Origin of the sequence: Stenotrophomonas sp. CASM110 (assembly GCF_049384345.1) — a bacterium.
GTDB classification, from domain to species: Bacteria; Pseudomonadota; Gammaproteobacteria; order Xanthomonadales; family Xanthomonadaceae; genus Stenotrophomonas; species Stenotrophomonas muris.
On record NZ_JBMRGI010000012.1, the window covers coordinates 85,722 to 107,348 of the forward strand.

A 21,627-nucleotide genomic window follows, 5' to 3' on the forward strand; every position below is an offset into this window, starting at 1 on the left:
AACGCCAGTGTGGTGGTGAGGAATGCGTCACGTACGCGCCATGCGCTCTATCTCGTTTCCTGTGAAGAGGCCGCAACTACCCCTCCACGCCCAGGTCACCGCGCTGCGCAGACGCTGGGATTCCATTCCATGAAGGACGACGCCATGACCCAGCTCACCCTGCCCGAACTGGCCAGGAAAATGGCCGGCATTGATTTCAGCCTGCTGCAGACCCACGCCGGTGGAGAGATTGCCGGCCGTCCGATGAGCAACAATGGCGACGTGGACTATGACGGTGACAGCTGGTTCTTCACCACCGAAGACACCGACATGGTGCGCGAGATTGAAGCTGACCCCGCCGTTGCGCTGGGTTTTTCCGGCAGCAAGTCGCTGCTGGGCAAGCCGCCGCTGTTCGTGCACGTGCAGGGCAGGGCTGTGCTGGTGCGCGACCGGGCCACGATGAGCCAGCACTGGGTGAAGGACCTGGAGCGCTGGTTCGAACAGGGCGTGGATACACCGGGACTGGTGCTGATTCACGTGCGCGCCAGCCGCATCCACTACTGGGATGGCGAGGACGAGGGCGAAATCGTGATCTGACCGGAACCGCGCAGCGCCCGGCGCATCGCGTTCCAGGGTCAGCAGCGCGCAGGGTGTGCTGCCGGATCCTCAAGGTTGGCCAGTTCCGGTGCCAAGGCGTGCTCCACCGCACGCCGCAGCAGTGCCGGTGCGACATAGTGCCGGTGCCCGGCGTCGATCAGGGCCATGTACATGCCGCCGAACGCATTGAGGGTCTGCACGCGTGAGCCCAGGCTGATCTCGACATGTCCATCGCGATGCCGCTGCACGCGCACGCTGCTGCGGAAACGCAGGTGCCGATCGTCGGCGCCGAGCAGGACTTCGGCGTCGTTGTCCTGCGTATCGATGTGCGAATCCAGCACCGGGAATCGACCAGCGAACAACCGGCTGCGATCGGTCGACAGCAATGACGACACCGGGCATCCCAGCGGCGACGTGCGCAACCGCAACGGTGCCACCAGTCGGTTTCGCAGCGCCATCAGCTGGCCTACGCCGCTGGGTGGATTGCGCAGGAAGCCCTCCAGTACGTCGGCCAGCAGCGCCGACGCGGAACGGTGGACCACCTGCGAGGGTTCCAGGCACAGGGTGGTCAGGTCCTGGTAGTGGCTGTGCGGCAGCGCTGTGGTCAGCAGGCCATCGGTGGGCGCGGGCCGCGAATGGATGGGATAGGCCGGTGTGGCACGTTCGACGAACCCGCGCAGCGGCCGCATGGGGATGCGGCGCAGCGGGCCGAGCAGGGCACGGGTACGCGCGCACAGGTGCGCGCACACGCTGGGAGGTGCCGCCTGCAGCGACAGCTGCAACAGCGGTGCCGCCGCAAGCGAGGTGCACGAAGGCCAGTACGATTCCGGAAGCACCTCGGTCAGGCTGGGGATATCGGCGGCATTGCGCTCCACCTGCGCACGGGTCTGCTCGCTCATTCGGCCTGCCAGTTCATCGCTGTGGCAGGACAGCGCAAACAGCGCCGGATGTGCAGGATGGTTCGACGCGAACTGGTGCCAGGTGCCGCCGCCGAAGCGCACGGTAAACAGGCAGTCCGGTGGGATGCGGACGCGCCGAAGCGTGCGCGCGAAGGCACCAGGACCTGCTGCCAGCTGCGCGTCGGAGGCGGTAGCGAAACGCAGCTCGGCTCCCGCGCTGCCGGCGATGGCGGTGAACATGCGCGGGCCTGCATGGCGATGAAACGGGTGGCCACCGGCACCGACGGTGAAGCTGTACAGCGAGGAGGCATCCCCGTGCTGCAGGTGCATGCCACCCAGTCGCGCCGAAGGTTCATCCAACGCATCGATGAAGGCCGGGTGGTGGCGCTGACGCTGGCCGGCGTCACTCACCAGCGCGTCACCCGCACCGATGCCGAGCTGCGCGATCAGGGTGACTTCGGTCGGACTGCCGCCGTCCTGTGCCGGAAGCTGCACTGCTGGAAACGAACGGCGATCGCGGGTCGAACCAGGCATGGTCATGCTCCTTGGCGGGGCGGATCAGCGGGCGGGGGACTTGCGGCGGGCGCGGGCTTCACGCTTGAGCGGGCCGCCGACCGGGCAGACTTCGGCCGCCCACGAGAACAACGTGTTGGCCAAACGGTCGGGTACCTGCCTGAAGTACACGAACTGGCCGCGTTTCTCGCGTTCGATCAGTCCGGCTTCCTCGAGGATGCGCAGGTGGCTGGACAACGCCGGCTTGCTGAAGTCGAAGCGCTCGGCCAGCTCGCCCGCGCTGAGCTCGCCGGCGCTGAGATAGGCCAGGATCTGCCGGCGGGCGGTGGAGGCAAGGGCTTCGAAGATGCGGTCCATGGAGAGCTAGTTAACTAATTCGTTAATTCATGTTGCTCCCGCCGCTTAGGACTGTCAAGCCATGAACCCATTGCGCGGCGCGCCCGGGCTTTGCCATCCTCCCTGCTGTTTTCCGTAGCGTGGAATCCCGATGCGTCCTGCGTTCTGGCTGGCTTTGGCCCTGCTGCCCACCCTGGCGGTGGCGCAACCCGCGCGTACTCCCAAGGCCAAGGCCCCGGCGCAGGATCCCTTCAGCGAGTTGTTCGATACCGCCTGCATGCAGCACATCGGTGCGCCGGCGCGGTTGCAGTCGCTGATGGAATCCAACGGGCTGTCACCGCTGCAGCCTGCCGAAGCGGCAACGTTGCTGCAGGGGCAGTCGGGCGTGGCCTGGATGGTGCCGCTGGCCAGCGGCCGTTATGCGGTCAGCTGGGCCGACGACGGCACCTGCTCGGTGTATGCGGAAAAGGCCGAAGCGGCGGTGGTGCAGAAGGGCTTCGCACGGCTGGTGCAGGCGGCACCGAAGCCATTGCAGGCGCGCTCGCTGCCGGGCCGTGGTCCGCTGTCGGCCGACCAGGTGGCGATCCAATACGGCTGGGCCACGCCGGGGCAGGCCAAGCTGCAGGTGCGCTTCCGGCTGGTGACGCGGCAGGCGGCCGAGGCCGGCGTACAGGCGATGGCCTCGGTGACGCCGGGGGACGCGATGCTCGAACCCGCGGCTCCCACCCGATAACGCCTGCCGGGGCCCGCGCCCAGCCGGTGGACCATGCCCGCGATTCAGCCTTTCACGCAGGATGTGGTATATCGTTTATCGATAAATCCACCCTGGGGCGGCGAGGCCACCCCAATGCCGGAGGCCGCTTGACCGCTCGTCCCGCCCGCGCCAGACCCGCGCGAGGCTTGTTCACCCTGGCCCAGGCCGCCGTACAGGCCGTCCGGGCGATGTGCTGGCTGGGCATCCTGGCCGCACTGCTGGCGGTGCCCCTGGTCGCCCATGACCGCCGCTGGCTGCTCGACAGCGTGCATGACGCCGAGGCCGCCGCTGCGCATGGCAACGACCTGTTCCTGCACTTCTGCCTGGGCCTGGGCGCGATCGTCGCGCTGCTGGTGCTGTGCCTGCTGTTCCTGCGCCATCTGCTGAGGCTGCTGAAGTCGGCGGCGCGCGAGCGGCCGTTCACCCATGCCAATGCACAGCGCCTGCAGCGCATGGCCTGGCTGATGCTGGCAATGGAACTGCTGTCGATCCTGATCGGTGCCTACGCGGCCTGGATGGGCCCGGATTTCACCTGGATGGAGGTGGGCGGCGGCATGTCGATCACCGGGCTGGTGGCGGTGCTGATGCTGTTCGTGCTCGCACGCGTGTTCGCCGTGGGCGCGGCGATGCGCGATGACCTCGATGGTGTCATCTGATGGCGATCGTCATCACCCTGGACCGCATGCTGCAGGCTCGGGGCATGACCCTGTCCGAGCTGGCCGGGCGCATCGACATCACCCTGGCGAACCTGTCGATCCTGAAGACCGGCAAGGCGCGAGCCATCCGCTTTTCCACGCTGGATGCGATCTGCCGCGAGCTGCAGTGCACGCCCGGCGACCTGCTTGGGCATGACCCGGCGCAGGCGCAGGATGCCGACTGAGTGGACGCCCTCTTCCCTTACCCACTGACGAAACGGACCTGAAATGGAATGGTTGGCTGACCCCTCGATATGGATGGGCCTTGCAACCCTGGTCGTGCTGGAGATCGTTCTCGGCATCGACAACCTGGTGTTCATTGCGATCCTTGCCGACAAGCTGCCGCCGCACCAGCGCGACCGCGCGCGGGTGATCGGCCTGGCGCTGGCACTGCTGATGCGGCTGGTGCTGCTGGCGGCGCTGGCCTGGATCATGAAGTTGACCGAGCCGCTGGTGACCTTGTTCGACCACAGCTTCTCCGGGCGCGACCTGATCCTGCTGGGCGGTGGCCTGTTCCTGCTGTTCAAGGGCACCATGGAACTGCACGAACGGCTGGAAGGCCGCGCGCATCACGAGGATGGCAAGAAGGTCTATGCCAGCTTCGCGATGGTGGTGGCACAGATCGTGGTGCTCGACGCGGTGTTCTCGCTGGACTCGGTGATCACCGCCGTCGGCATGGTCGACAACCTGGGCGTGATGTATGCGGCCGTGACCATCGCCATGGCGCTGATGCTGCTGGCCAGCAAGCCGCTGACCCGCTTCGTCAACAAGCATCCCACCGTGGTGGTGCTGTGCCTGGGCTTCCTGCTGATGATCGGCTTCAGCCTGGTGGCTGAAGGCCTGGGCTACAAGATCCCGAAGGGCTACCTGTACGCAGCGATCGCTTTCTCGATCCTGGTCGAGGCGTTCAACCAGTGGGTGCGTTTCAACCGTGAGCGCAACGAGCGCCGCCAGCCGTTTCGCCAGCGCACCGCCGATGCCGTGCTGAGGATGCTGGGCGCGCGTCCAGCGAACGGCCACGACGACGAAGGCGTGGACGAGCAGGTGGACGCCGACGAGCGCCTGCAGCCGGCGGAGCACGAAATGATCCGCAGCGTGCTGGGCCTGGCCGATCGTCCGGTGTCCAGCGTGATGACTGTGCGTGCCGACGTGCAATGGATCGACCTGGCGCGTGGTCAGGAGGATGTGGTGGCGCGCCTGGTGGCCTCGCCGCATACGCGCCTGCTGGTCGGCGACGGTGACCTGGACAGCCTGCGTGGCGTGGTGCAGAGCCGGGACGTGCTGGCCGACCTGCTGCAGGGCAAGCCACTGCAGCTGGAGGGCAACCTGCGCGAACCGCAGTACGTTCTGTCCACTGCCAGTGCGCTGCAGGCGCTGGAACTGATCCGCCAGCATCCGGTGCCGCTGGCGGTGGCGGTGGACGAGTACGGCAGCGTGGAGGGCCTGGTGACCGCCAACGACCTGCTGGCGGCGATTGCCGGTGACCTGGTCGATACCCAGGACGAGCGCTATGGCGTGGTGGCGCAGGGCGAGGATCAATGGGAGGCCGATGGTGCGCTGACCCTGGACGACCTGCAGCGTTTGGCGGGCGTGTCGCTGCCCCGCAGTGCCGACTACATGACCATCTCGGGTCTGGTGCTGGAGCAGCTGGGCCGCCTGCCGGACGTCGGCGACGCGGTGGAGGTGGCCGGCGTGCGCATCACCGTGCTGGCAATGGAGAAGCGCCGTATCGCCCGCCTGCGGGTGGAGCGCCTCGACGGAATGGCCTGACCGCCTGTTGTTGTAGAGCCGGGCCCATGCCCGGCTGCGTGTCGAGAAGCCGAGCATGGGCGCGGCTCTACACAACACGACCCGCAGCCGTCACCATGGCGGGCCCGCTTTCTGTCATGGATGGTTGCAGTGCTGAGTACGATCGGTTTGTTGATGGGCCTGTATGTGGCCTGCCGCCTGTTCTGGCCGCTGCGCATGCCCATCGGGTTGAAGGTCGTGCTGTCGCTGCTGGTGGTGGCCATGGCCGTGCAGCTGCGCATCGTGGCCACCTTCTGGGGCACGATGGCATCGCCGGAAATCCCGAAGATGGCCATCGCCGTCCTGGCCACCGGCTCCACGGCGGTGCTGCTGCTGGCGTTGCTGATGCTGGTGCTGGATGTGGGCCTGCTGCTGTCGCGCCTGCTGCGTTGGCCGCGCATCGTATCGGCCCTGCGCGCCTCGAAGCTGCGGCCGTTGGCCGGCCTGCTGGCGCTGCTTGTGAGTGGCTATGGCATCAGCCAGGGCATGGCCGTGCCCCAGCCCAGGCAGATCGACGTGGCGATCAAGGATCTGCCTGCTGCGTTCGACGGCTATCGCGTGCTGCAGCTGACCGACATCCACGCCAGCCGCCTGCTGACCGGCGACTGGGTGCGCAGGGTGGTGGACGAGAGCAACGCGCTGAAGCCGGCCCTGATCGTGATCACTGGCGACCTGATCGACGGCAGCGTCGAGGCCCGCCGTGACGACGCGCGTCCTCTGGCCGATCTGCGAGCGCCGGACGGTGTCATCGCCATCACCGGCAACCACGAGTACTACGCGCAGTACCAGGACTGGATGCAGGCATTCCGCGCACTGCGCATGCAGGTGCTTGAGAACAGCCACCTGCAGGTGCGGCGCGGCGACGCGGCGCTGACCATCGCCGGTGTCACCGATCCGGTGGCGGCGCGCTATGGCCTGCCGTTGCCGGATCTGGATGCTGCGCTGGCCGGTGCCGATCCGTCCGCACCGGTGATCCTGCTCGACCATCGCCCGCGCAATGCACGCGAGGCGGCGGCGCGTGGGGTGAAGCTGCAGCTGTCCGGGCATACCCACGGCGGGCAGATCATCGGCATGGACCAGCTGGTGAAGCGGGCCAATGGCGGTTTCGTGTCCGGCCGCTACGACGTGGAGGGGATGACGCTGTACGTGGGCAACGGCGCGGGCCTCTGGGCCGGTTTCCCGGCGCGCATCGGCGTGCCGTCGGAGATCACCCTGATCACGCTGCGCCGCGCGCCTTGACCTGATGTGGGGTCAGATCCCTTTGCCTTTGGCAAAGGGATCTGACCCCGGCCCGTCAGGCCGCCCGCAGCGGCGGCCGCGCATGCGCACTTCGACGCAGGGCCTGCGCCCGCTTGGCGATCCAGCGCACCACGAAGGCGGTGAACAGCAGCGCCGACGGCACCGCATACCAGAAGTTGCCGGGCACGCGCTTGAAGTACGAGTAGGTGAACACCGCCGCGATGATCCACATGCCGGTGACGTGCAGGCGACGCCAGGCGGTGGGTCCCATGCGCCGGGCGAGCCCCCGGTGCGAGGTGATGGCCAGCGCCAGGATGGCGATGTAGCCCACCGTGCCCGGGAGGTTGGCCAGCGCGGAGCGTGCTGGCCAGAACGCCGGGTTGAGGATGCCGAAACTGGTGATGGCGACTGCGTGCAGCAGGTGCGAGAACGCGAAGGACAGGCCGATGATGCGCCGTTCACGCAGCAGGAACCGGGTGAACGGGCCGGGCAGCAGGGTGGCGAAGGAGGATGCCGTGAATGCCGCCAGGAACAGCAGGAACGATGTGCGGGCGGTGAGCCGGATCGCCGCGCGGCTGCCTTCGGCTGCATCGGGATTCAGGGCGAAGGCGGTCAGTGCGAACGCGATCAGGACCACGGCGATGGCTACGAACAGGCGCCAGCCGTGCAGGAAGGAAATGTTGGAAGCAGCCATGATGAGACCTCGAAGTAGGGGGCGGGTAGTGCCGGCCGCTTGCCGGTCAATGAACGGGTAGTGCCGGCCGCTGGCCGGCAACCTCAGAAAGCAGGCAATGCAACCAGCACCCCCGCCGTGCACAGCTCGCCCAGAACGGGCACGCAGGCAGCACGCAATGCGTCCGTTGCCACGTCATGTGTTTCGGACAGCGCCTGCAGTGCCTCATCCACACGCGCGCCGTCGTCACCGAAGACCGAAAGCAGCGCGTAGGCCAGCGGTGACGGTTGCTCGACCTTCAGGCTGAAATCGGCGCGGCGCTGGATCACCAGCAGCGTGGGAGCTGCGCCCAACACCGGTTCCAGCCCCTCGTCCCCATGCACCGGCCACCGGTACCCAAGCACCCGCACCAGCGGCGAAACCGCCAGCACATCACTGTCCTCGGGTACGCGCTGCAGCAGACACCCAGTGCCACGCGCTTCAATGTGCAGCGACTGCTGCGTGCTCTCGTAGTGCGCCAGTTCCGCCGCCCAGCCCGGCAGTGCCAGCGTGTCCTGCACTGCCAGCCAGGCCGCGAACTCGCCGGCGATCCGTGGGAACAACGGGGTCTGGCAGGCGTGGTGGGCGTAGTAGTACGCCACGGTGTCGCGCCAGCGCGACGTGCCCAACTGCTGTTGAAGTCGCGGCAGGCTGCCGGCCAGCAGGGTCTCCAGGCTGTCGATGCACAGGCGGCGGTATACCGCCAGCCTGCGCGCCTCCACGCCATCGGGTGCGGTCTTTGCAGGGTCCCGCACATGATCGGCCCAGCGCCGTTGCAGGGTAGCCAGCGACTCAGCCATGGGCCGCCTCCGGCCAACGTGCCTCAGCCTGTGCCTGGCGGATCTGCGCGACCTCGGCCAGCAACCCGGCCAGCGGCGGGAAGTTGAAGTCGCGCTCGAGCAGCGTGGGACGCACGCCCACCCGCATGTAGGCCTCGCGCAACAGCGCCCAGACCACGCCTTTCACCGGCGCACCATGGGTATCGATCTTGAAGCCGTCGTCTTCATCGAAGTGGCCCGCTACGTGCAGCGAGGCGACACGGTGGGACGGCACGTGGGCCAGGAATTCGAAGGCGTCGTAACCGTTGTTGCAGGCATTGACGAAGACGTTGTTGACGTCCAGCAGCAGGTCGCAGTCGGCTTCGGCGAGCACGGCGTTGATGAAGTCGATCTCGCTCATGTCCGCGCCGGCAACGGCGTAGTAGGAAATGTTCTCCACGGCGATGCGCCGGCCCAGCATGTCCTGCACCTGGGCGATACGGCCGGCGACATGGTGAACGGCCTCGGCGGTGAACGGCAGTGGCAGCAGGTCGTAGACATGGCCACCGGCGGCGCAGTAGCTCAGGTGTTCGCTGTACAGCTGCACCTGGTGCAGGTCGAGGAAGGCACGGGTCTGTGCCAGCAGGGTGCGGTCCAGCGGATCAGGACCGCCCAGCGACAGCGACAGGCCGTGGCAGGTCAAGGGGTGGCGCTCGCTGAGTTGGCGCAGCGCGTTGCCGTGTGCACCGCCGACGCCGATCCAGTTGTCGGGGGATACTTCGAGGAAGTCGATGGCACCGGCCGGCATGGCCAGCAGTTCGTCGATCAGGCCACGGCGCAGGCCAAGACCGGCGGCATGGGTGGGCAGGGGCAGGGACATGGCGGATGCTCCACAGAGAGCGCCGCCTTGAAGGCGGCGCCGGGTGAACGTCGATCAATCGGCAACGCGGGAGAACAGGCCCTTCGGCATCGGCTTGCCGTTGGCGGTGTAGACGCTGCGCAGGTAGTCGTGCGCTTCCTGCTCGCTGATGTAACCGTCGTGGTCGGTGTCGATGCGGTCGAACTCGGCGGCACGCTTGGCGGCCACAGCGTTGAATTCGGCACGCGAGACCTTGCCGTCGTGGTCGCGATCAGTGCGGGCAAACGAGGCGTCGCCGCACTTGCCTTCGCCACACTGGCCCTCGGCCACCTTGGCCTTGCCGGCGGGCGTGCCGGTGGTGGCCTTGTTGGCCCCGCACTTGCCTTCACCGCACTTGCCTTCGGCGGCGGCGCTCATGGCCACCGCGCTGATCGACAGCGGCTGGATCGCCGCGGCCTGGCCGGCCAGCAGCAGGCCACCGGCCAGGGCGATGCCGATGGCACCGATGCGCGGCAGGCGGGAGGAAGAGGTGTTCTTGGTCGAGATGGACATGGTGGTGACTCCTTGGGAAAGCACGCGGGGCGTGCGGGATGGACGCCGCCGAAGAGGCGACGGAAAGCGAAACGCGCGGGAACAGGGGAGTCGGCTCAGGCGGCGCGGCGACGGCGCAGCAGATGGCCCAGCACCAGCACACCGCCGAGCAGGGCACCGCCGAAGCCGATGCCGGGCAACAGCGCGGCAACCGGCAGCAGCAGGGCGATCAGGCTGACGCCCCAACCCAGGCCGTCATTGCGTGCCGTGGCACGGCCGGACCCGGCCAGCAGCCGGTCCACGCTGAGTGCGCCACCGCCGTTGAGGATCAGTGGCAGCAGCATGGCCAGGAACAGCAACGGCAGCTTGAAGTTGCCGTAGCCCTGGTCGGTGATCGCATAGCCCTGCCAGAGTTCACCCAGGCCGTTCCATTGGTCGGGCCAGTGCACGGCGGCGATGGCAACGATGGTGAGCACCCAGAAGACGTAGGCCACCGAGCGCGTGGCCAGGCCGAGCAGCAGCATCACCGCACCCACCAGTTCCAGCCACGTGGCCAGCTGCCAGTTCAGCGACGCGGGCAGTGTGGAGAACGGGAACGGGAAGCGGCCTTCCAGGTCGGCGAACCAGTTCTGGCCGCCCAGCTTCTCGCGGCCGGATTCAAAGAACTCCCAGGCCAGCAGGGTGCGCAGCGCCAACGGCGAGAGCCAGCGGCCGACGGCGTTCAGGCGGGGCGTATACACGGAAGAAGCGGTGCTGATCATGGTGGTGTCCTGCGGGCCAGTGGTCGATGGAAGCCATTCCAGGCGGCGCAGGTATCGGCAACGTGTGCCGTTGCCCGGGGTTTTGTCAGCGACTGTGGCCGCGGCCGGGGTTTCGTACAGTCAGATACAAAGACGATGCGCTGATGCGCATCGGGGCGTTGCGCGCCCGCGTGCGGGCAGCGATATCCACCCGAAAGCGCCCGGCCAGGACCGGCGCGCGAATGTATCCCACTGTAGAAACCCGCCTGCGCCCTACAGTCCGGTACAACTCCGCGCTGCGGAGAAACAGCGCCGATACACCGGCAGGCGGAAATGGCCACTCCCAACTCCGGAGTGCCCCCCATGATCCGTACCTGCTTGCTGGCCGCCGCTCTCGCCCTTGCCGCCGCCGCCCCTGCCTTCGCTGCCCGGGCCGATACCGCTGCACCGCCCACCGTCATCCTGGTGCACGGCGCGTTCGCTGATGGCTCCAGCTGGAGCAAGGTCATCAGGACCCTGCATGACTGGAAGCTGCCGGCGGTGGCCGTGCAGAATCCGCTCACCTCGTTGGCCGACGACGTCGCCGCCACCCGTCGTGCGATTGCCGCTGCGCCTGGCAAGGTGGTGCTGGTCGGCCACAGCTGGGGTGGCACGGTCATCACCGAAGCGGGCAATGACCCGAAGGTGCAGGCGCTGGTGTATGTGGCGGCGTTCGCACCGGATGCAGGGCAATCATCGGCGCAACAGGGCGAAGGCTTCCCGGTCGGTCCGGGCCTGGCCCGCCTGCAGGAAAGGGACGGCTACCTGACGTTGCCGGCTGACGCTGTCGCCCAGGACTTCGCGCCGGACGTGATGAAGAAGTCGGCCGCACTGCTGTACAGCACGCAGGTCCCGTTGAAGGCCAGCGCGCTGGGCGAAGTAGTGAACGTTGCGGCGTGGCGCAGCAAGCCGAGCTGGTACGTGCTCAGCCGTGACGATCGCATGCTGTCGGCGCAGCTGCAGGCCGCCACCGCAAAGCGCATTGGCGCGCAGCTGCAATCGATCGGCAGCAGCCATGTGTCGCTGCTTTCGCATCCGGCGCAGGTGGCCGACAGTATCCTCGAAGCGGCGGGGGTGAAGCCGGCGGAACTGCCACTGGCCGAGCAGGGGGGCTGAGCGATGGCCGGCCTGCGTGCGTACGTGCTGCCGTTGCTGATGGGCGTGCTGGGTGGGGCTGCTCTGTTGATGGCCTGGCCCAGCCCGGAGGCCGATGCGCAGCCGGCACAGGCCGTTCCCGCCGCCGGGTTCGACGGTGGCGGGCCCTGGCACAACAGCCCGCCGCTCACACTGGAGCAGTTGCGGGGGAAGGTGGTGCTGGTCGAGTTCTGGACCTACACCTGCAGCAACTGCCTCAACGTGGCGCCGTATGTCCACCAGTGGCATGCGCGCTACGCGTCGCAGGGCCTGAGGGTGATCGGCGTGCATACGCCGGAGTTCGCCTATGAAGGGCTGCCTGGCAACGTGCGCAAGGCCATCGCACGGTTGGACATCGCCTGGCCGGTGGTGCAGGACAACCAGTACCGGATCTGGAACGCCTGGGGCAACCGCTTCTGGCCCGCACTGTACCTGCTCGACCGGCAGGGGCGGGTGGTCTACCGCCATTACGGCGAGGGCGACTACGCACGTACCGAAAGCGAGATCCAGCGCCTGCTGGGCAACCCCTGAGCCGCGCTACCATGGCCGCACCGCGCGGCCTTGACCTTCGTCCTCATCGAGAACGCAATGAACCACGTACCGCACATCCTGGTCGTCGACGATGACAGCGAGATCCGCCAGATGCTGGCCGATTACCTGCAACGCAACGGCCTGCGCGTGAGCCAGGCCGACGGTGGCCGGGCCATGCGCGCGCTGATGGATACCCATGCCGTGGATCTGGTCGTGCTGGACGTGATGATGCCGGGCGAGGACGGACTGAGCCTGTGCCGTAACCTGCGCGCCGGCAAGCATCGTGCGGTGCCGGTGGTGCTGCTGACCGCCCGCGACGACGAAACCGACCGCATCATCGGCCTGGAAATGGGCGCTGATGACTACGTGACCAAGCCCTTCTCTTCGCGCGAACTGCTGGCACGCATCAATGCGGTGATCCGCCGTACCCGGATGTTGCCGCCGAATCTGCAGGTGAGCGAAGCCGGTCGCCAGCTGGCCTTCGGCGAGTGGCGCCTGGACACCACCGCACGCCATCTGCTGGATGCACAGGACACCGCGTATCCACTCAGTGGCGCCGAATTCCGCCTGTTGCGCGTATTCCTCGATCACGCCAATCGGGTGCTCAGCCGCGACCAGCTGCTCAGCCTCACGCAGGGCCGCGATGCCGAACTGTTTGACCGCTCGATCGACCTGCTGGTCAGCCGCGTGCGGCAGCGCCTGGGTGATGACGCACGCGAGCCGACCTACATCAAGACCGTGCGCAGCGAAGGCTATGTGTTCAGCGTGCCGGTGCAGTTGCTGGGGCCGGACGAATGAACGCCACCGCACGCCGCCCACGCTGGCCGCGCACGCTGTCGGCGCGGCTGCTGCTGGTGCTGCTGGGCGGACTGGCGCTGGCCCACGCACTGTCCTTCGGCCTGCTGTTCTTCGAACGCTACCAGTCCACCCGCAGCATGATGCTGCGCAACCTGGACGAAGACGTGGCCGTGAGTGTTGCGCTGCTGGAGCACCTGCCCGCGGACCAGCGCGATGCCTGGGTGCCGCGGCTGGAGCGGCGCACCTACCGTTACCTGCTGCGCCCGGCCGCGGCCGGACCGGGGCTGCAGACCGATCGTGCACGCCAGGTCACGGCGATCATCGATGACAGCCTGCAGCACCGCTATCCGTTGCAGGCGCGCCAGGTGGCTCGCCTGCCGGAGCGGTTCGAGGTGGAACTGCGCCTGCACGACGGCACTCCCTTGACCATTGAAGTCACCCCGTCGGGCCTGCCGCTGGCGCGCTGGCTGCCCGCCGTGCTGCTGGTGCAGCTGGCGCTGCTGCTGGTGTGCGCGTGGCTGGCGGTGCGCCTGGCCATGCGCCCGCTGCAGCAGTTGTCGCATGCGGTGGAGCATCTGCAGCCGGGCAAGGACGGGCCTGCACTGCCTGAAGATGGCCCGGCCGAAGTGGGCGGCGCAGCAGCCGCGCTCAACGCACTGCAGGCACGCATTCGTGGCCATGTCAGTGAACGCCTGCAGATCCTGGCCGCGATCTCGCATGACCTGCAGACCCCCATCACGCGCATGAAGCTCCGGGTGGAGACCCTGCCTGAAGACAGCACCCAGCAGCGGCTGCTGGCCGACCTCGACCACCTTGGGCAACTGGTGCGCGAGGGTGTGGCCTATGCGCGCAGCAGCCACGTCGCCAGTGGCGCGCCGGTGTCGATGGACCTGGGCGCGTTCCTGGCCAGTGTGGTCGGCGATTACGAGGACATGGGCAAGCCGGTCAGTGGCGGTGCGCCCGCTGGACTGGTCGTGCAGACCTGGCCGCAGCTGCTGCGACGGGTGGTCGGCAATCTGGTCGACAATGCACTCCGCTACGCCGGCGCTGCCGAGATCGAGGCCGGCCGTGACGAGGCCGGAAGGGTATGGATCAGAATTTCCGACCGTGGCCCGGGCATCCCCGAGGACCAGCTGCAGGCAGTGCTGGCGCCGTTCCATCGGCTGGAAAGCTCGCGCAATCGCGATACCGGTGGCACTGGCCTGGGACTGGCCATCGCGGTGCAACTGGCGCAGTCGCTGGGCGGCTCGCTGCGGTTGCGCAACCGCGAGGGTGGCGGGCTGATGGCTGAGCTGCAGCTGCCGGGGTAACGGGCGGGGTCGGATCCCCTTGCGGGAGCGAAGGGCTCTGACCCCGATGTGGGATCTGTGACGTTCCTGCACGGCCTTGGGATCGGCGATCATCTGCAGGGAGTGTCAAAACCAGGAAGCACGCAATGCAGGGAACGCAGCATTCAATCCAGCGCCCGCGCCACGTCGCGCTGCTGGTCGGTCTGCTCGCGCTGGCGGCCTGCCAGCGCATACCGGACGCACCGACCGACGCACCCGCAGCGGGCACACCGCCTGCCGCCCCGGCCACCGCAACAGATCTCTCTCCGCTGCTCGACGCCTTGCCGACCTGCGCGCTGGACGGCTGGTACATCGATCAGCAGACCGGGCGCCCGGCCCATCCCTGGTTGGCGGCGAACGCGCCGAAGCCCTGCAAGGAAGACGTGGAGAACGAGATCGCCACGTTCTGCGTGCAGGGGCAGTGGAAGGGGCTGCCGGTGGAAGAGGTGATCCTGCCGACGATGACATTCGTTTCGTTCCGTGGGGCCAGGATCGGCCTGCCGCTGGAGAAGGCACGTCCCATCGTCCGCCAGCGTTTCGGCCAGGACTTCCCGGGTGGTGCGGCTTACGAGGAGGGCCGCGAGCCGAAGCTGATGGCCGATCCCGAAGATGCGCAGCGTTCGTGGCTGCTGTGCAGCACCCCGGAACTGGGCCACGACGTGGACAGCGAGGGAAGCATCAGCTATTCCGGCATGAACCTGCCCTACGACCACGACGGTTGCAGTTACCGCTACAGCCCGGTCGACTTCTGCGATGCGCGGCACCGCGCAGCCATCGAAGATGCCCTCCAGCATCAGAAACCCAATTTCAACCGGCACTACCTGCTGGTACAGGTCGATGATCGTCCGGAGTATTTCCAGCGCACGCTGGTGCTGGTCGATACCCGCACGGGCAGGGCGACGCCACTGCCGTTCGATGCCTTCACCGGGCCGGCGGGAAAGGGCGGTGATGCTACCGGCTACGGGACACTGGAGACGGGCGTGGACCGGCAGCAGTTCTGCCTCGATGGCGCGTTGCTGGTCTACCGCGTGTTCGAGGAAGGGCGCTTCTGCTTCGGTTTTGACGGTGAGCGCTTCACCGGCCATGAAACCCAGTACATGCAGGCAGCGGATGGCCGATGACCGGTATTTCACCCGGGCCATGACATCCTGCCCCGAACCTGCGCAACCGGGACCGAGGCTGTTGAAGGCGAACACGCAATGACCGCGGCGCGGCAGCGCTCGATGTGGGTGGCGGGCCTGTCCACGGTAGTGGAGTGGTACGACTTCACCCTGTACCTGTATTTCGCCACGGTGCTGTCGCGGGTGTTTTTCGGCGGCGGCGAACAGGCGCTGCTGGTCACGCTGGCAGGCTTCGCGGTGTCCTACCTGATGCGCCCGCTGGGCGCGCTGTGCTTCGGCCACCTGGGCGACCGCCTGGGCCGGCGCTGGATGCTGCTGGCTTCGATGGCGTTGATGGCGGCGGCGATGCTGGCCACTGCGTTGCTGCCGACCGCGGCCACCGCAGGTACCACGGCGGGCGTGCTACTGCTGGTATTGCGCTGCGTGATGGCGTTTTCGGTGGGCGGTGAGTACACCGGCGTGGTGGCGTACCTGCTGGAAAGCGCACCGGCGCGGCGGCGTGGCCTGGTGACCTCGCTGGCCTCGGCCGCCAGTGAAGTAGGCGCACTGCTGGCGGTAGCGATCTCGGCGGTCACCGTGGCGCTGCTCGCGCCCGCGCAGCTGGACAGCTGGGGCTGGCGTATTCCGTTCTTCGTCGGCGCTGCGCTGGCACTGGTGATCCTGGTCGCGCGCTCGGGCATGCACGAATCGCCTGAGTTCGAACGCCAGCGCCGCGAAGGCAGCATTCCTGCCACGCCGCTGCGGCATGTGCTGCAGCACCACCCGCTGGCGGTGGCGCGCACCTTCGCGATCTCGGCCTTGGGATCGATCACCTACTACGTGGGCATCACCTATGTGCCCGCATTCCTGCATGCGCGGGGCCACGATGAGGGCGATGCGCTGTGGCTGTCGACGATTGCGGCCGTGGCGGTGATCGCGATCACGCCCCTGTGCGGCGCATTGTCCGACCGTGTCGGACGACGGCCGGTGCTGTTGGGCCTGACCGTGCTGGCAGCGCTGCTGCCGCTGTCCTTGTTCGCCTGGATGGCACAGGCGCCGCCGTTGGGCATTGCGCTGGCGGCGGTGCTGCTGGCCTGCGTGGCCGGCGGCGTGAGCGCGGTGGCGGCCCCGGCCACGGCCGAGCAGTTCCCCGGCGAAGGGCGGGTGAGTGGGCTGGCACTGGGCGTGACCATGGCCACGGCCTTCTTCGGCGGGGCAACGCCATGGCTGGCGCAATGGTGGGTGGAACGCAGCGGCTGGGCGGCGGCGCCGGGCGCGATGATCGCGCTGGTGGCGGTGCTGGTGCTGCCGGTGCTGTGGACCCTGCCCGAGACGGTCCCGGGCAGGGCCAAGCGCTAGCAGGTCAGACCTTCAGGGTCTGCTCGATGTCGGCCAGCACGGCGGCCGCATCGACGCCGATGGCAATCGACTGCACCACGTGGCCGTCCCACACGCTGGGGCCGAACGCCAGGCCTTCCGGCTTGGGAATGGTCATGCCGCGGGCGACGCCGTCGGTGGCCACGCGCACGCTGGCGCGCTCGAACTGGAACAGCTCCGGTCGGGTCAGCGCGATGCAGGCGCAGCAGTCGTGCACGACCATGCCCTTGTGGCCGGCCTGCAGGTAGAAGTCCACGTAATCCTGCGACAGCGCACGCACCAGTTCGGCATCGGCACCGCCGATGGCGGCCAGCTTGTCCAGACCGTCACGGTCCATTTCCACGCGGGTGGTCACGTCCAGGCCGATGGCGGTCACCGGCCAGCTGGCAGTGAACACCACGTCGGCCGCTTCGGCATCGCCCCAGATGTTGGCCTCGGCGGCCGGGGTGATGTTGCCGTTGACGTGGAACGCGCCGCCCATGATCACCACGCCGCGCACCAGGCCGGCGATGTCCGGGGCCTGCTGCAGGGCCAGCGCGAGGTTGGTCATGCGGCCGACCGCGACCAGGGTCACTTCGCCCGGATGGGCGCGGACCAGGTCGATGATCAGCTGGTGAGCGGGGCGCGCGTCGGCGGCCACGTCCAGTTCGGTCGGCACCGGGTGGTTGCCCAGGCCGTTGTGGCCGTGGATGTGCACCGGCCAGGCTTCCGGGGTGGCTTCCGGCTGCAGCGGGCCACCGGCACCGCGCGCGACCGGGGCGGCGAAGCCCCAGGCCTGCTTCAGGTACAGCGCGTTGTGCGTGGTCGACTCCACCGAGGCATTGCCGAAGGTGGTGGTGACGCCGATCAGGTCAATCTGGGCGTGCTTGTGCAGGTACAGCAGGGCCAGGGCGTCGTCGACGCCCGGGTCGGTATCGAAAATGACTTTCAGCATGTTGTTGTTCTTCTTCTTCCGTGTGGTGCGGGGGGCGCCGGCGGCCTGGAAGCAGGCCGGCGCGCCCTGCATTGTCCCATCTTCATGACGGGCAGGGCGAACCGGGGCGCCGGTGGGGGCATATCATCGCCTTCAAGGTAGGGTATCGACTCGAACCGTCTGAGAGCTGTTCTGCCAGACTCCGAACCATCTTCATCGATGACGAGCCAGTGCCACTTTGCATTGCCGACACCTACTATGCAGAGAACGGCAGCAGTTCCGTATTTGAAGAGCGCACCTGGCTCATTGGCAGGAGGTGACTCCTTGGTGGAAACAATTGCAGAGAGTTTCAGGAAAATAGTGATGAAATATCAACTAACAGAAGGACAGCTCAATGGTCCAGCTCAACTTTCGGCCATTGATAGCCTGCCAGAAGACTTGAGAACGGCACTCCCTAAGAGCTACCTTGAATTCCTTAAGACTCACGACGGCGGCGAAGGATTCATTGGTGATAACTACATCATTTTTTGGAGGGCGGAAGAGCTGGTTGATTTCAATCGTGAATATGAAGTCGAGACGGATGCGCCCGGTGTATTCTTGTTCGGCTCCAGCGGGGGAGGAGAAGCGTATGGATTCGACATGTGGGATGTCGCTATGCCGGTAGTAATGATTCCTTTTATAGGCATGGATCGTCAATACGCCATCTTGGTAGCGGCCGACCTTCCAGATTTATTTGCGCAATTGGCAGAGCGAGAATGATTGGCCTGGATAAGCACGAACGCCCTAAAGGCATGGAGCTGTTCGAGCTTAGACCCGTTATCGTTGGTGGTGATCCGGTCAGCCCTGAGAACAAAGTCTGGTTGACGAGAGAGCAGCATTTTGAGGCTGTGCGCTACTGGAATAGGATTGTCAGAAGTCTGCGTGATGGGCCGAAGTAGCTGGAGATAGAAAGCTGTAGAAGGAGTAGGTCAGAAGCGGCCAGCTGCTATATCAGACATCTTGAATTGCTAAGCGAGCCGGAGGGTGTCCGGCTCGTGCAAGATGGTTAGTAGAATTCCTGCAGGTCTGACTAAAATGCCTGGTCAACATTTATCGATAGCCCTGCAGAATATTTATTCGAACGGAGATTCGATGAAAAAGCCGCGCTGCAACCAATGGATCAGTCGCGGTAGGTATGCCCCCCTGCTCAAGGAGCTGCGCCATGCTGGTGGTAACCCTGGTCCTGGTCGCCCTGGTATTGGGCTTGAACCTCGTCGCCACCTTCGTGGTGCTGGGGCGCGAAGAGGTGTCGGCGGGCGGTCGCGCGGTGCAGCTGCTGCTGGTCTGGCTGCTGCCGCTGGTCGGCGCCATCCTGTGCCTGGCAGTGGCCACGGCCAATGGCTCGGCCAGCCGGGGGGATGGCGGCGGAAGCCACGACACCTCCGTTGGCTATTCCAGTGACAACCACAGCCATCACAGTTACAGCAGTTCCGACTGCAGCAGTGATGGTGGTGGGGGGGACGGCGGCAGCTGCGGCGATTGAGGTCCCTGTAGCGTCGAGCCATGCTCGACTGCCCTTCCTTCCAAAGCCGCGACGCCTGATCGAAAAGCAGTCGAGCATGGCTCGACGCTACAAGGTGCCGGGCATAGCCCGGCAACCCCGCCTGCCTCAGAACTTCCAGCGCAGGCTGGCCGACACGAAGCGCGGCTCGCCGAAGTTGTTGTAGTCCAGGTTGGCCCAGTAGGTCTTGTCCAGCGCGTTGCGCACGCTCAGCGTCGCGGTCCAGTTGTCGCTGATGCGGTAGTTGGCGTTGAACTGCACCAGCGAATACGCCGGCTGGTTCACCGTCACCGTGCCGCCGAGCGGGTAGGCGATGTTGTAGCCCTGCACCCGGCTCTGCCACTGCAGGCCACCGCCGATGCTCAGTCGCTCCAGCGCGCCGCGCAGCTGCAGCTGGGTGTTGAGCTGCAGCAGGTCCTTGGGCGGATTGGCGTACAGCAGGTCGGTGGCGGCGCGGGTCACCTTGACGCGGGTGTAGCCGGCATTGACCGTCCAGCCCGGCAGGATCTCGCCGTTGACGTCCATCTCCCAACCGCGCGCCTTGGTGCCGTTGATGCCGATATAGGCCGAGCTGCCGTCGCTCAGCGTACCTTCCGGCACGCTCATGTCACGCACCGCGTAGTTGTCCTGCTTGGCCTCGAACACCGCCGCATTGGCGGTCAGGCGGCCATCGAACCACTGCGTCTTGATGCCCGCTTCCAGGTTCGAGCCCTGCACCGGTGCCAGCAGGTTCTCGTTGCGGTCCTTGTAGTTTTGCGGATTGAAGATCTCGGTGTAGCTGGCATAGGCCGACACGTTCGGGGTGATCTCGTAGACCAGGCCCACGTACGGAGTGACCTCATCGCTCACCTTGTATGCACCGCTGGTGCCGGTATAGGCGCCGGCAGCGTTGTACGAGCGGCTGAGCGTTTCCCAGCGGCTCAGGCGCGCACCGGCAATCAGCGACAGCGGCTCGGCCAGGCGCAGGCGGGTGGCCAGGTAGACGCCGCTCTGCGTGGTCTTGGCCACGCGGCGTGCGCCGGTGCGGGTGTAGGTCACTTCGGAGATGTCGCCGTTCCAGTTGAACACGTTGGGGATGTAGTAGCAGCGCTCACGCCCGCAGGTCGCCCAGTCGCCCGGGAAGTTCAGCGCCACGGTATTGGTGGTGCCTTCCAGGTCCGACCACTGCGCGCCGACGGTGAGGTCGTGGTCGCGGCCGAACAGCGGGAAGCTGCCGGTCAGGTAGGCATCGACATTGCGGCGGGTGTCCTTCGAATCACCGGCGGCCGCGCGCAGGTAGATGCCCGCGCCGGTCACCGGGTCCGGGTTGCCGGTGCCGTACAGGCGCACGTTCTGCACGTTGCCGCGGGTGTAGGCGGTGTTGATCTTCAGCAGCCAGTGGTCGCCGAAACGCTGTTCCAGGTTGGCGAAGGCGGTATTGCTTTCGCGCTTCCAGTAGCTCCACTTCGGCGACAGGTTGGTCGAGCGCGCCAGATGGGCGAAGTTGCCCTGGTTGTCGAAGAACGCCACGGTGCCCCAGGTCGAACCGGTCGGGTTGTTGTCCTGGGTCTGGTAGCCGACGGTAACCGTGGTGCTGTCGGTGACATCGCCTTCCAGCACCGCCATGCCGGCCATCTTGTTTTCCTTGTAGCGGTCGTAATACAGGCCACGATCGGTGTAGGCGGCGACCACGCGGCTGCGGAAGCGGCCGTCGGCGGTCAGCGGCGCGGTTACGTCGGCTTCCATGCGGCGGTAGTCCCAGCTACCGGCGCTGACCGCGAACGACGCGTCGAATTCCTTGCCGGGGCGCTTGCGCAGCAGGTTGACCGTGGCCGACGGCACGCCGGCGCCGCTGAGCAGGCCGTTGGCACCGCGGATCACTTCGATGCGGTCGTAGAAGGCGGTGTCGTACTCCTGGTTGGTCGAGCCGCTGTAGGTGGGAATGCCGTCGACCTGGAAGTCGGTGATGGCGAAGCCGCGCGCGTAGTACAGCGGGCGTTGCGTGTCATAGAAGGACACGCTGACGCCGGTCACGTTGCGCATCACATCGTTGATGCTGAACAGCGATTCGTCCTGCAGGCGCTGCAGGCTGATCGCGGTGGCCGACTGCGGGGTTTCCTGCAGGGTGATCGGCAGGCGCGTGGTACTGGCCGGCGGCGCCGACTGCTCGGCACGCACGCTCACCCGGTCCAGGGTCTTGGCGTCGGCAGCGCCATCAGTGGCGGCGAACGCGCTGGGCGCGGCCAGCAGGGTCAAAGACGAAAGCAGGGCAGCCGGCAGCAGCGCGCGGCGGGGCAGGCGGTTATCGAAGGTCAGGCACATGGTGGGCTCGAAGCGTGGAGGCGGGGAGGGGCGGCAACAGTCGTCCAGCACCCGGGGCGGCGGCTTCGGGCACGGTCAGGTCCGTCTGGGGCGAGGCGCGGTCACTGCGCAGGACGCAAATGTAAATAATTCTTAACAACATTACAATTCGCGTCATTGTGCGCAG

General features: G+C 66.8%; 23 protein-coding genes. 14 read left to right on the forward strand and 9 right to left on the reverse strand.

Annotated elements, in window-relative coordinates:
* The first annotated feature begins 144 nt into the window (after positions 1-144).
* Positions 145-576, forward strand: coding sequence for a pyridoxamine 5'-phosphate oxidase family protein (locus tag VG561_RS12390; protein ID WP_046429427.1), 432 nt, complete (start codon positions 145-147; stop codon positions 574-576).
* 38 nt (positions 577-614) lie between these two features.
* Here VG561_RS12390 and VG561_RS12395 read toward each other — a convergent pair whose 3' ends face one another.
* Together VG561_RS12395 and VG561_RS12400 are read right to left on the reverse strand one after the other, a co-directional pair.
* Positions 615-2,009, reverse strand: a complete 1,395-nt coding sequence (locus VG561_RS12395; protein WP_134808602.1) for a DUF2867 domain-containing protein — start codon at positions 2,007-2,009, stop codon at positions 615-617.
* A gap of 24 nt (positions 2,010-2,033) precedes the next feature.
* Positions 2,034-2,345, reverse strand: coding sequence for a metalloregulator ArsR/SmtB family transcription factor (locus VG561_RS12400; RefSeq protein ID WP_004147836.1), 312 nt, complete (start codon positions 2,343-2,345; stop codon positions 2,034-2,036).
* 130 nt (positions 2,346-2,475) lie between these two features.
* On the opposite strand from VG561_RS12400, the gene VG561_RS12405 reads away from it, so the two are divergent.
* The 5 genes from VG561_RS12405 to VG561_RS12425 all read left to right on the forward strand — a co-directional run bounded on the left by VG561_RS12405 (position 2,476) and on the right by VG561_RS12425 (position 6,800).
* On the forward strand, positions 2,476-3,057 hold the full coding sequence (locus VG561_RS12405; RefSeq protein ID WP_032960801.1) for an NMCC_0638 family (lipo)protein: 582 nt from the start codon (positions 2,476-2,478) through the stop codon (positions 3,055-3,057).
* Between the two features lie 209 nt (positions 3,058-3,266).
* Positions 3,267-3,734 (forward strand): DUF2975 domain-containing protein, encoded by a 468-nt coding sequence (locus VG561_RS12410; RefSeq protein ID WP_041864087.1) that lies wholly within the window; start codon positions 3,267-3,269, stop codon positions 3,732-3,734.
* Positions 3,734-3,958, forward strand: a complete 225-nt coding sequence (locus VG561_RS12415; protein WP_012479411.1) for a helix-turn-helix domain-containing protein — start codon at positions 3,734-3,736, stop codon at positions 3,956-3,958. Before VG561_RS12410 ends, VG561_RS12415 begins: the two co-directional genes overlap by 1 nt.
* Positions 3,959-4,001: 43 nt before the next feature.
* Positions 4,002-5,543 carry a TerC family protein gene (locus VG561_RS12420; protein WP_041863153.1) on the forward strand — a complete coding sequence of 514 codons (1,542 nt, stop codon included), beginning with the start codon at positions 4,002-4,004 and terminating at the stop codon, positions 5,541-5,543.
* Between the two features lie 120 nt (positions 5,544-5,663).
* Positions 5,664-6,800, forward strand: coding sequence for a metallophosphoesterase (locus VG561_RS12425; RefSeq protein WP_423179628.1), 1,137 nt, complete (start codon positions 5,664-5,666; stop codon positions 6,798-6,800).
* A gap of 55 nt (positions 6,801-6,855) precedes the next feature.
* Here the strand turns inward: VG561_RS12425 and VG561_RS12430 are convergent, their stop codons facing one another.
* The 5 genes from VG561_RS12430 to VG561_RS12450 form a co-directional block, all read right to left on the reverse strand.
* On the reverse strand, positions 6,856-7,494 hold the full coding sequence (locus tag VG561_RS12430; RefSeq protein ID WP_049441148.1) for a ferric reductase-like transmembrane domain-containing protein: 639 nt from the start codon (positions 7,492-7,494) through the stop codon (positions 6,856-6,858).
* A gap of 83 nt (positions 7,495-7,577) precedes the next feature.
* The gene (locus tag VG561_RS12435; protein WP_197574596.1) at positions 7,578-8,312 is read right to left on the reverse strand and encodes a DNA-binding domain-containing protein; all 735 of its coding nucleotides are present in this window, start codon (positions 8,310-8,312) and stop codon (positions 7,578-7,580) included.
* Positions 8,305-9,150, reverse strand: a complete 846-nt coding sequence (locus tag VG561_RS12440) for a DUF692 domain-containing protein (RefSeq protein WP_414611462.1) — start codon at positions 9,148-9,150, stop codon at positions 8,305-8,307. The genes VG561_RS12435 and VG561_RS12440 overlap by 8 nt, the downstream gene beginning before the upstream one ends.
* Positions 9,151-9,204: 54 nt before the next feature.
* Complete coding sequence (locus tag VG561_RS12445) at positions 9,205-9,681, reverse strand: EF-hand domain-containing protein (RefSeq protein ID WP_197574598.1); 477 nt, start codon at positions 9,679-9,681, stop codon at positions 9,205-9,207.
* Positions 9,682-9,776: 95 nt separating this feature from the next.
* Positions 9,777-10,421 (reverse strand): DoxX family protein, encoded by a 645-nt coding sequence (locus VG561_RS12450; protein WP_197574599.1) that lies wholly within the window; start codon positions 10,419-10,421, stop codon positions 9,777-9,779.
* A gap of 342 nt (positions 10,422-10,763) precedes the next feature.
* Here VG561_RS12450 and VG561_RS12455 point away from each other — a divergent pair, with 342 nt between their 5' ends.
* The 6 genes from VG561_RS12455 to VG561_RS12480 all read left to right on the forward strand — a co-directional run bounded on the left by VG561_RS12455 (position 10,764) and on the right by VG561_RS12480 (position 16,689).
* Positions 10,764-11,555: an alpha/beta fold hydrolase gene (locus VG561_RS12455; protein ID WP_197574600.1), complete on the forward strand. Its 792-nt coding sequence runs from the start codon at positions 10,764-10,766 to the stop codon at positions 11,553-11,555.
* Between the two features lie 3 nt (positions 11,556-11,558).
* A complete protein-coding gene (locus tag VG561_RS12460; RefSeq protein ID WP_046429445.1) occupies positions 11,559-12,104 on the forward strand; it encodes a redoxin family protein in 546 nt (181 codons plus the stop codon).
* Positions 12,105-12,161: 57 nt separating this feature from the next.
* The gene (locus tag VG561_RS12465; protein ID WP_032960784.1) at positions 12,162-12,902 is read left to right on the forward strand and encodes a response regulator; all 741 of its coding nucleotides are present in this window, start codon (positions 12,162-12,164) and stop codon (positions 12,900-12,902) included.
* Positions 12,899-14,212, forward strand: a complete 1,314-nt coding sequence (locus VG561_RS12470) for a sensor histidine kinase (RefSeq protein ID WP_197574601.1) — start codon at positions 12,899-12,901, stop codon at positions 14,210-14,212. The genes VG561_RS12465 and VG561_RS12470 overlap by 4 nt, the downstream gene beginning before the upstream one ends.
* A gap of 125 nt (positions 14,213-14,337) precedes the next feature.
* The gene (locus VG561_RS12475) at positions 14,338-15,351 is read left to right on the forward strand and encodes a hypothetical protein (protein WP_197574602.1); all 1,014 of its coding nucleotides are present in this window, start codon (positions 14,338-14,340) and stop codon (positions 15,349-15,351) included.
* Positions 15,352-15,429: 78 nt separating this feature from the next.
* Positions 15,430-16,689 carry an MFS transporter gene (locus VG561_RS12480; RefSeq protein WP_423179629.1) on the forward strand — a complete coding sequence of 420 codons (1,260 nt, stop codon included), beginning with the start codon at positions 15,430-15,432 and terminating at the stop codon, positions 16,687-16,689.
* A gap of 4 nt (positions 16,690-16,693) precedes the next feature.
* Here VG561_RS12480 and VG561_RS12485 read toward each other — a convergent pair whose 3' ends face one another.
* The gene (locus tag VG561_RS12485) at positions 16,694-17,641 is read right to left on the reverse strand and encodes a nucleoside hydrolase (RefSeq protein ID WP_049441242.1); all 948 of its coding nucleotides are present in this window, start codon (positions 17,639-17,641) and stop codon (positions 16,694-16,696) included.
* 342 nt (positions 17,642-17,983) lie between these two features.
* Here VG561_RS12485 and VG561_RS12490 point away from each other — a divergent pair, with 342 nt between their 5' ends.
* Together VG561_RS12490 and VG561_RS12495 are read left to right on the forward strand one after the other, a co-directional pair.
* The gene (locus VG561_RS12490) at positions 17,984-18,379 is read left to right on the forward strand and encodes an SMI1/KNR4 family protein (protein ID WP_407626475.1); all 396 of its coding nucleotides are present in this window, start codon (positions 17,984-17,986) and stop codon (positions 18,377-18,379) included.
* Positions 18,380-18,821: 442 nt separating this feature from the next.
* Entirely contained in the window at positions 18,822-19,142 is a 321-nt protein-coding gene (locus VG561_RS12495; RefSeq protein WP_407626476.1) for a hypothetical protein, read from the forward strand.
* Between the two features lie 126 nt (positions 19,143-19,268).
* Here VG561_RS12495 and VG561_RS12500 read toward each other — a convergent pair whose 3' ends face one another.
* Positions 19,269-21,461 carry a TonB-dependent siderophore receptor gene (locus VG561_RS12500; RefSeq protein ID WP_075076127.1) on the reverse strand — a complete coding sequence of 731 codons (2,193 nt, stop codon included), beginning with the start codon at positions 21,459-21,461 and terminating at the stop codon, positions 19,269-19,271.
* Positions 21,462-21,627 lie beyond the last annotated feature (166 nt).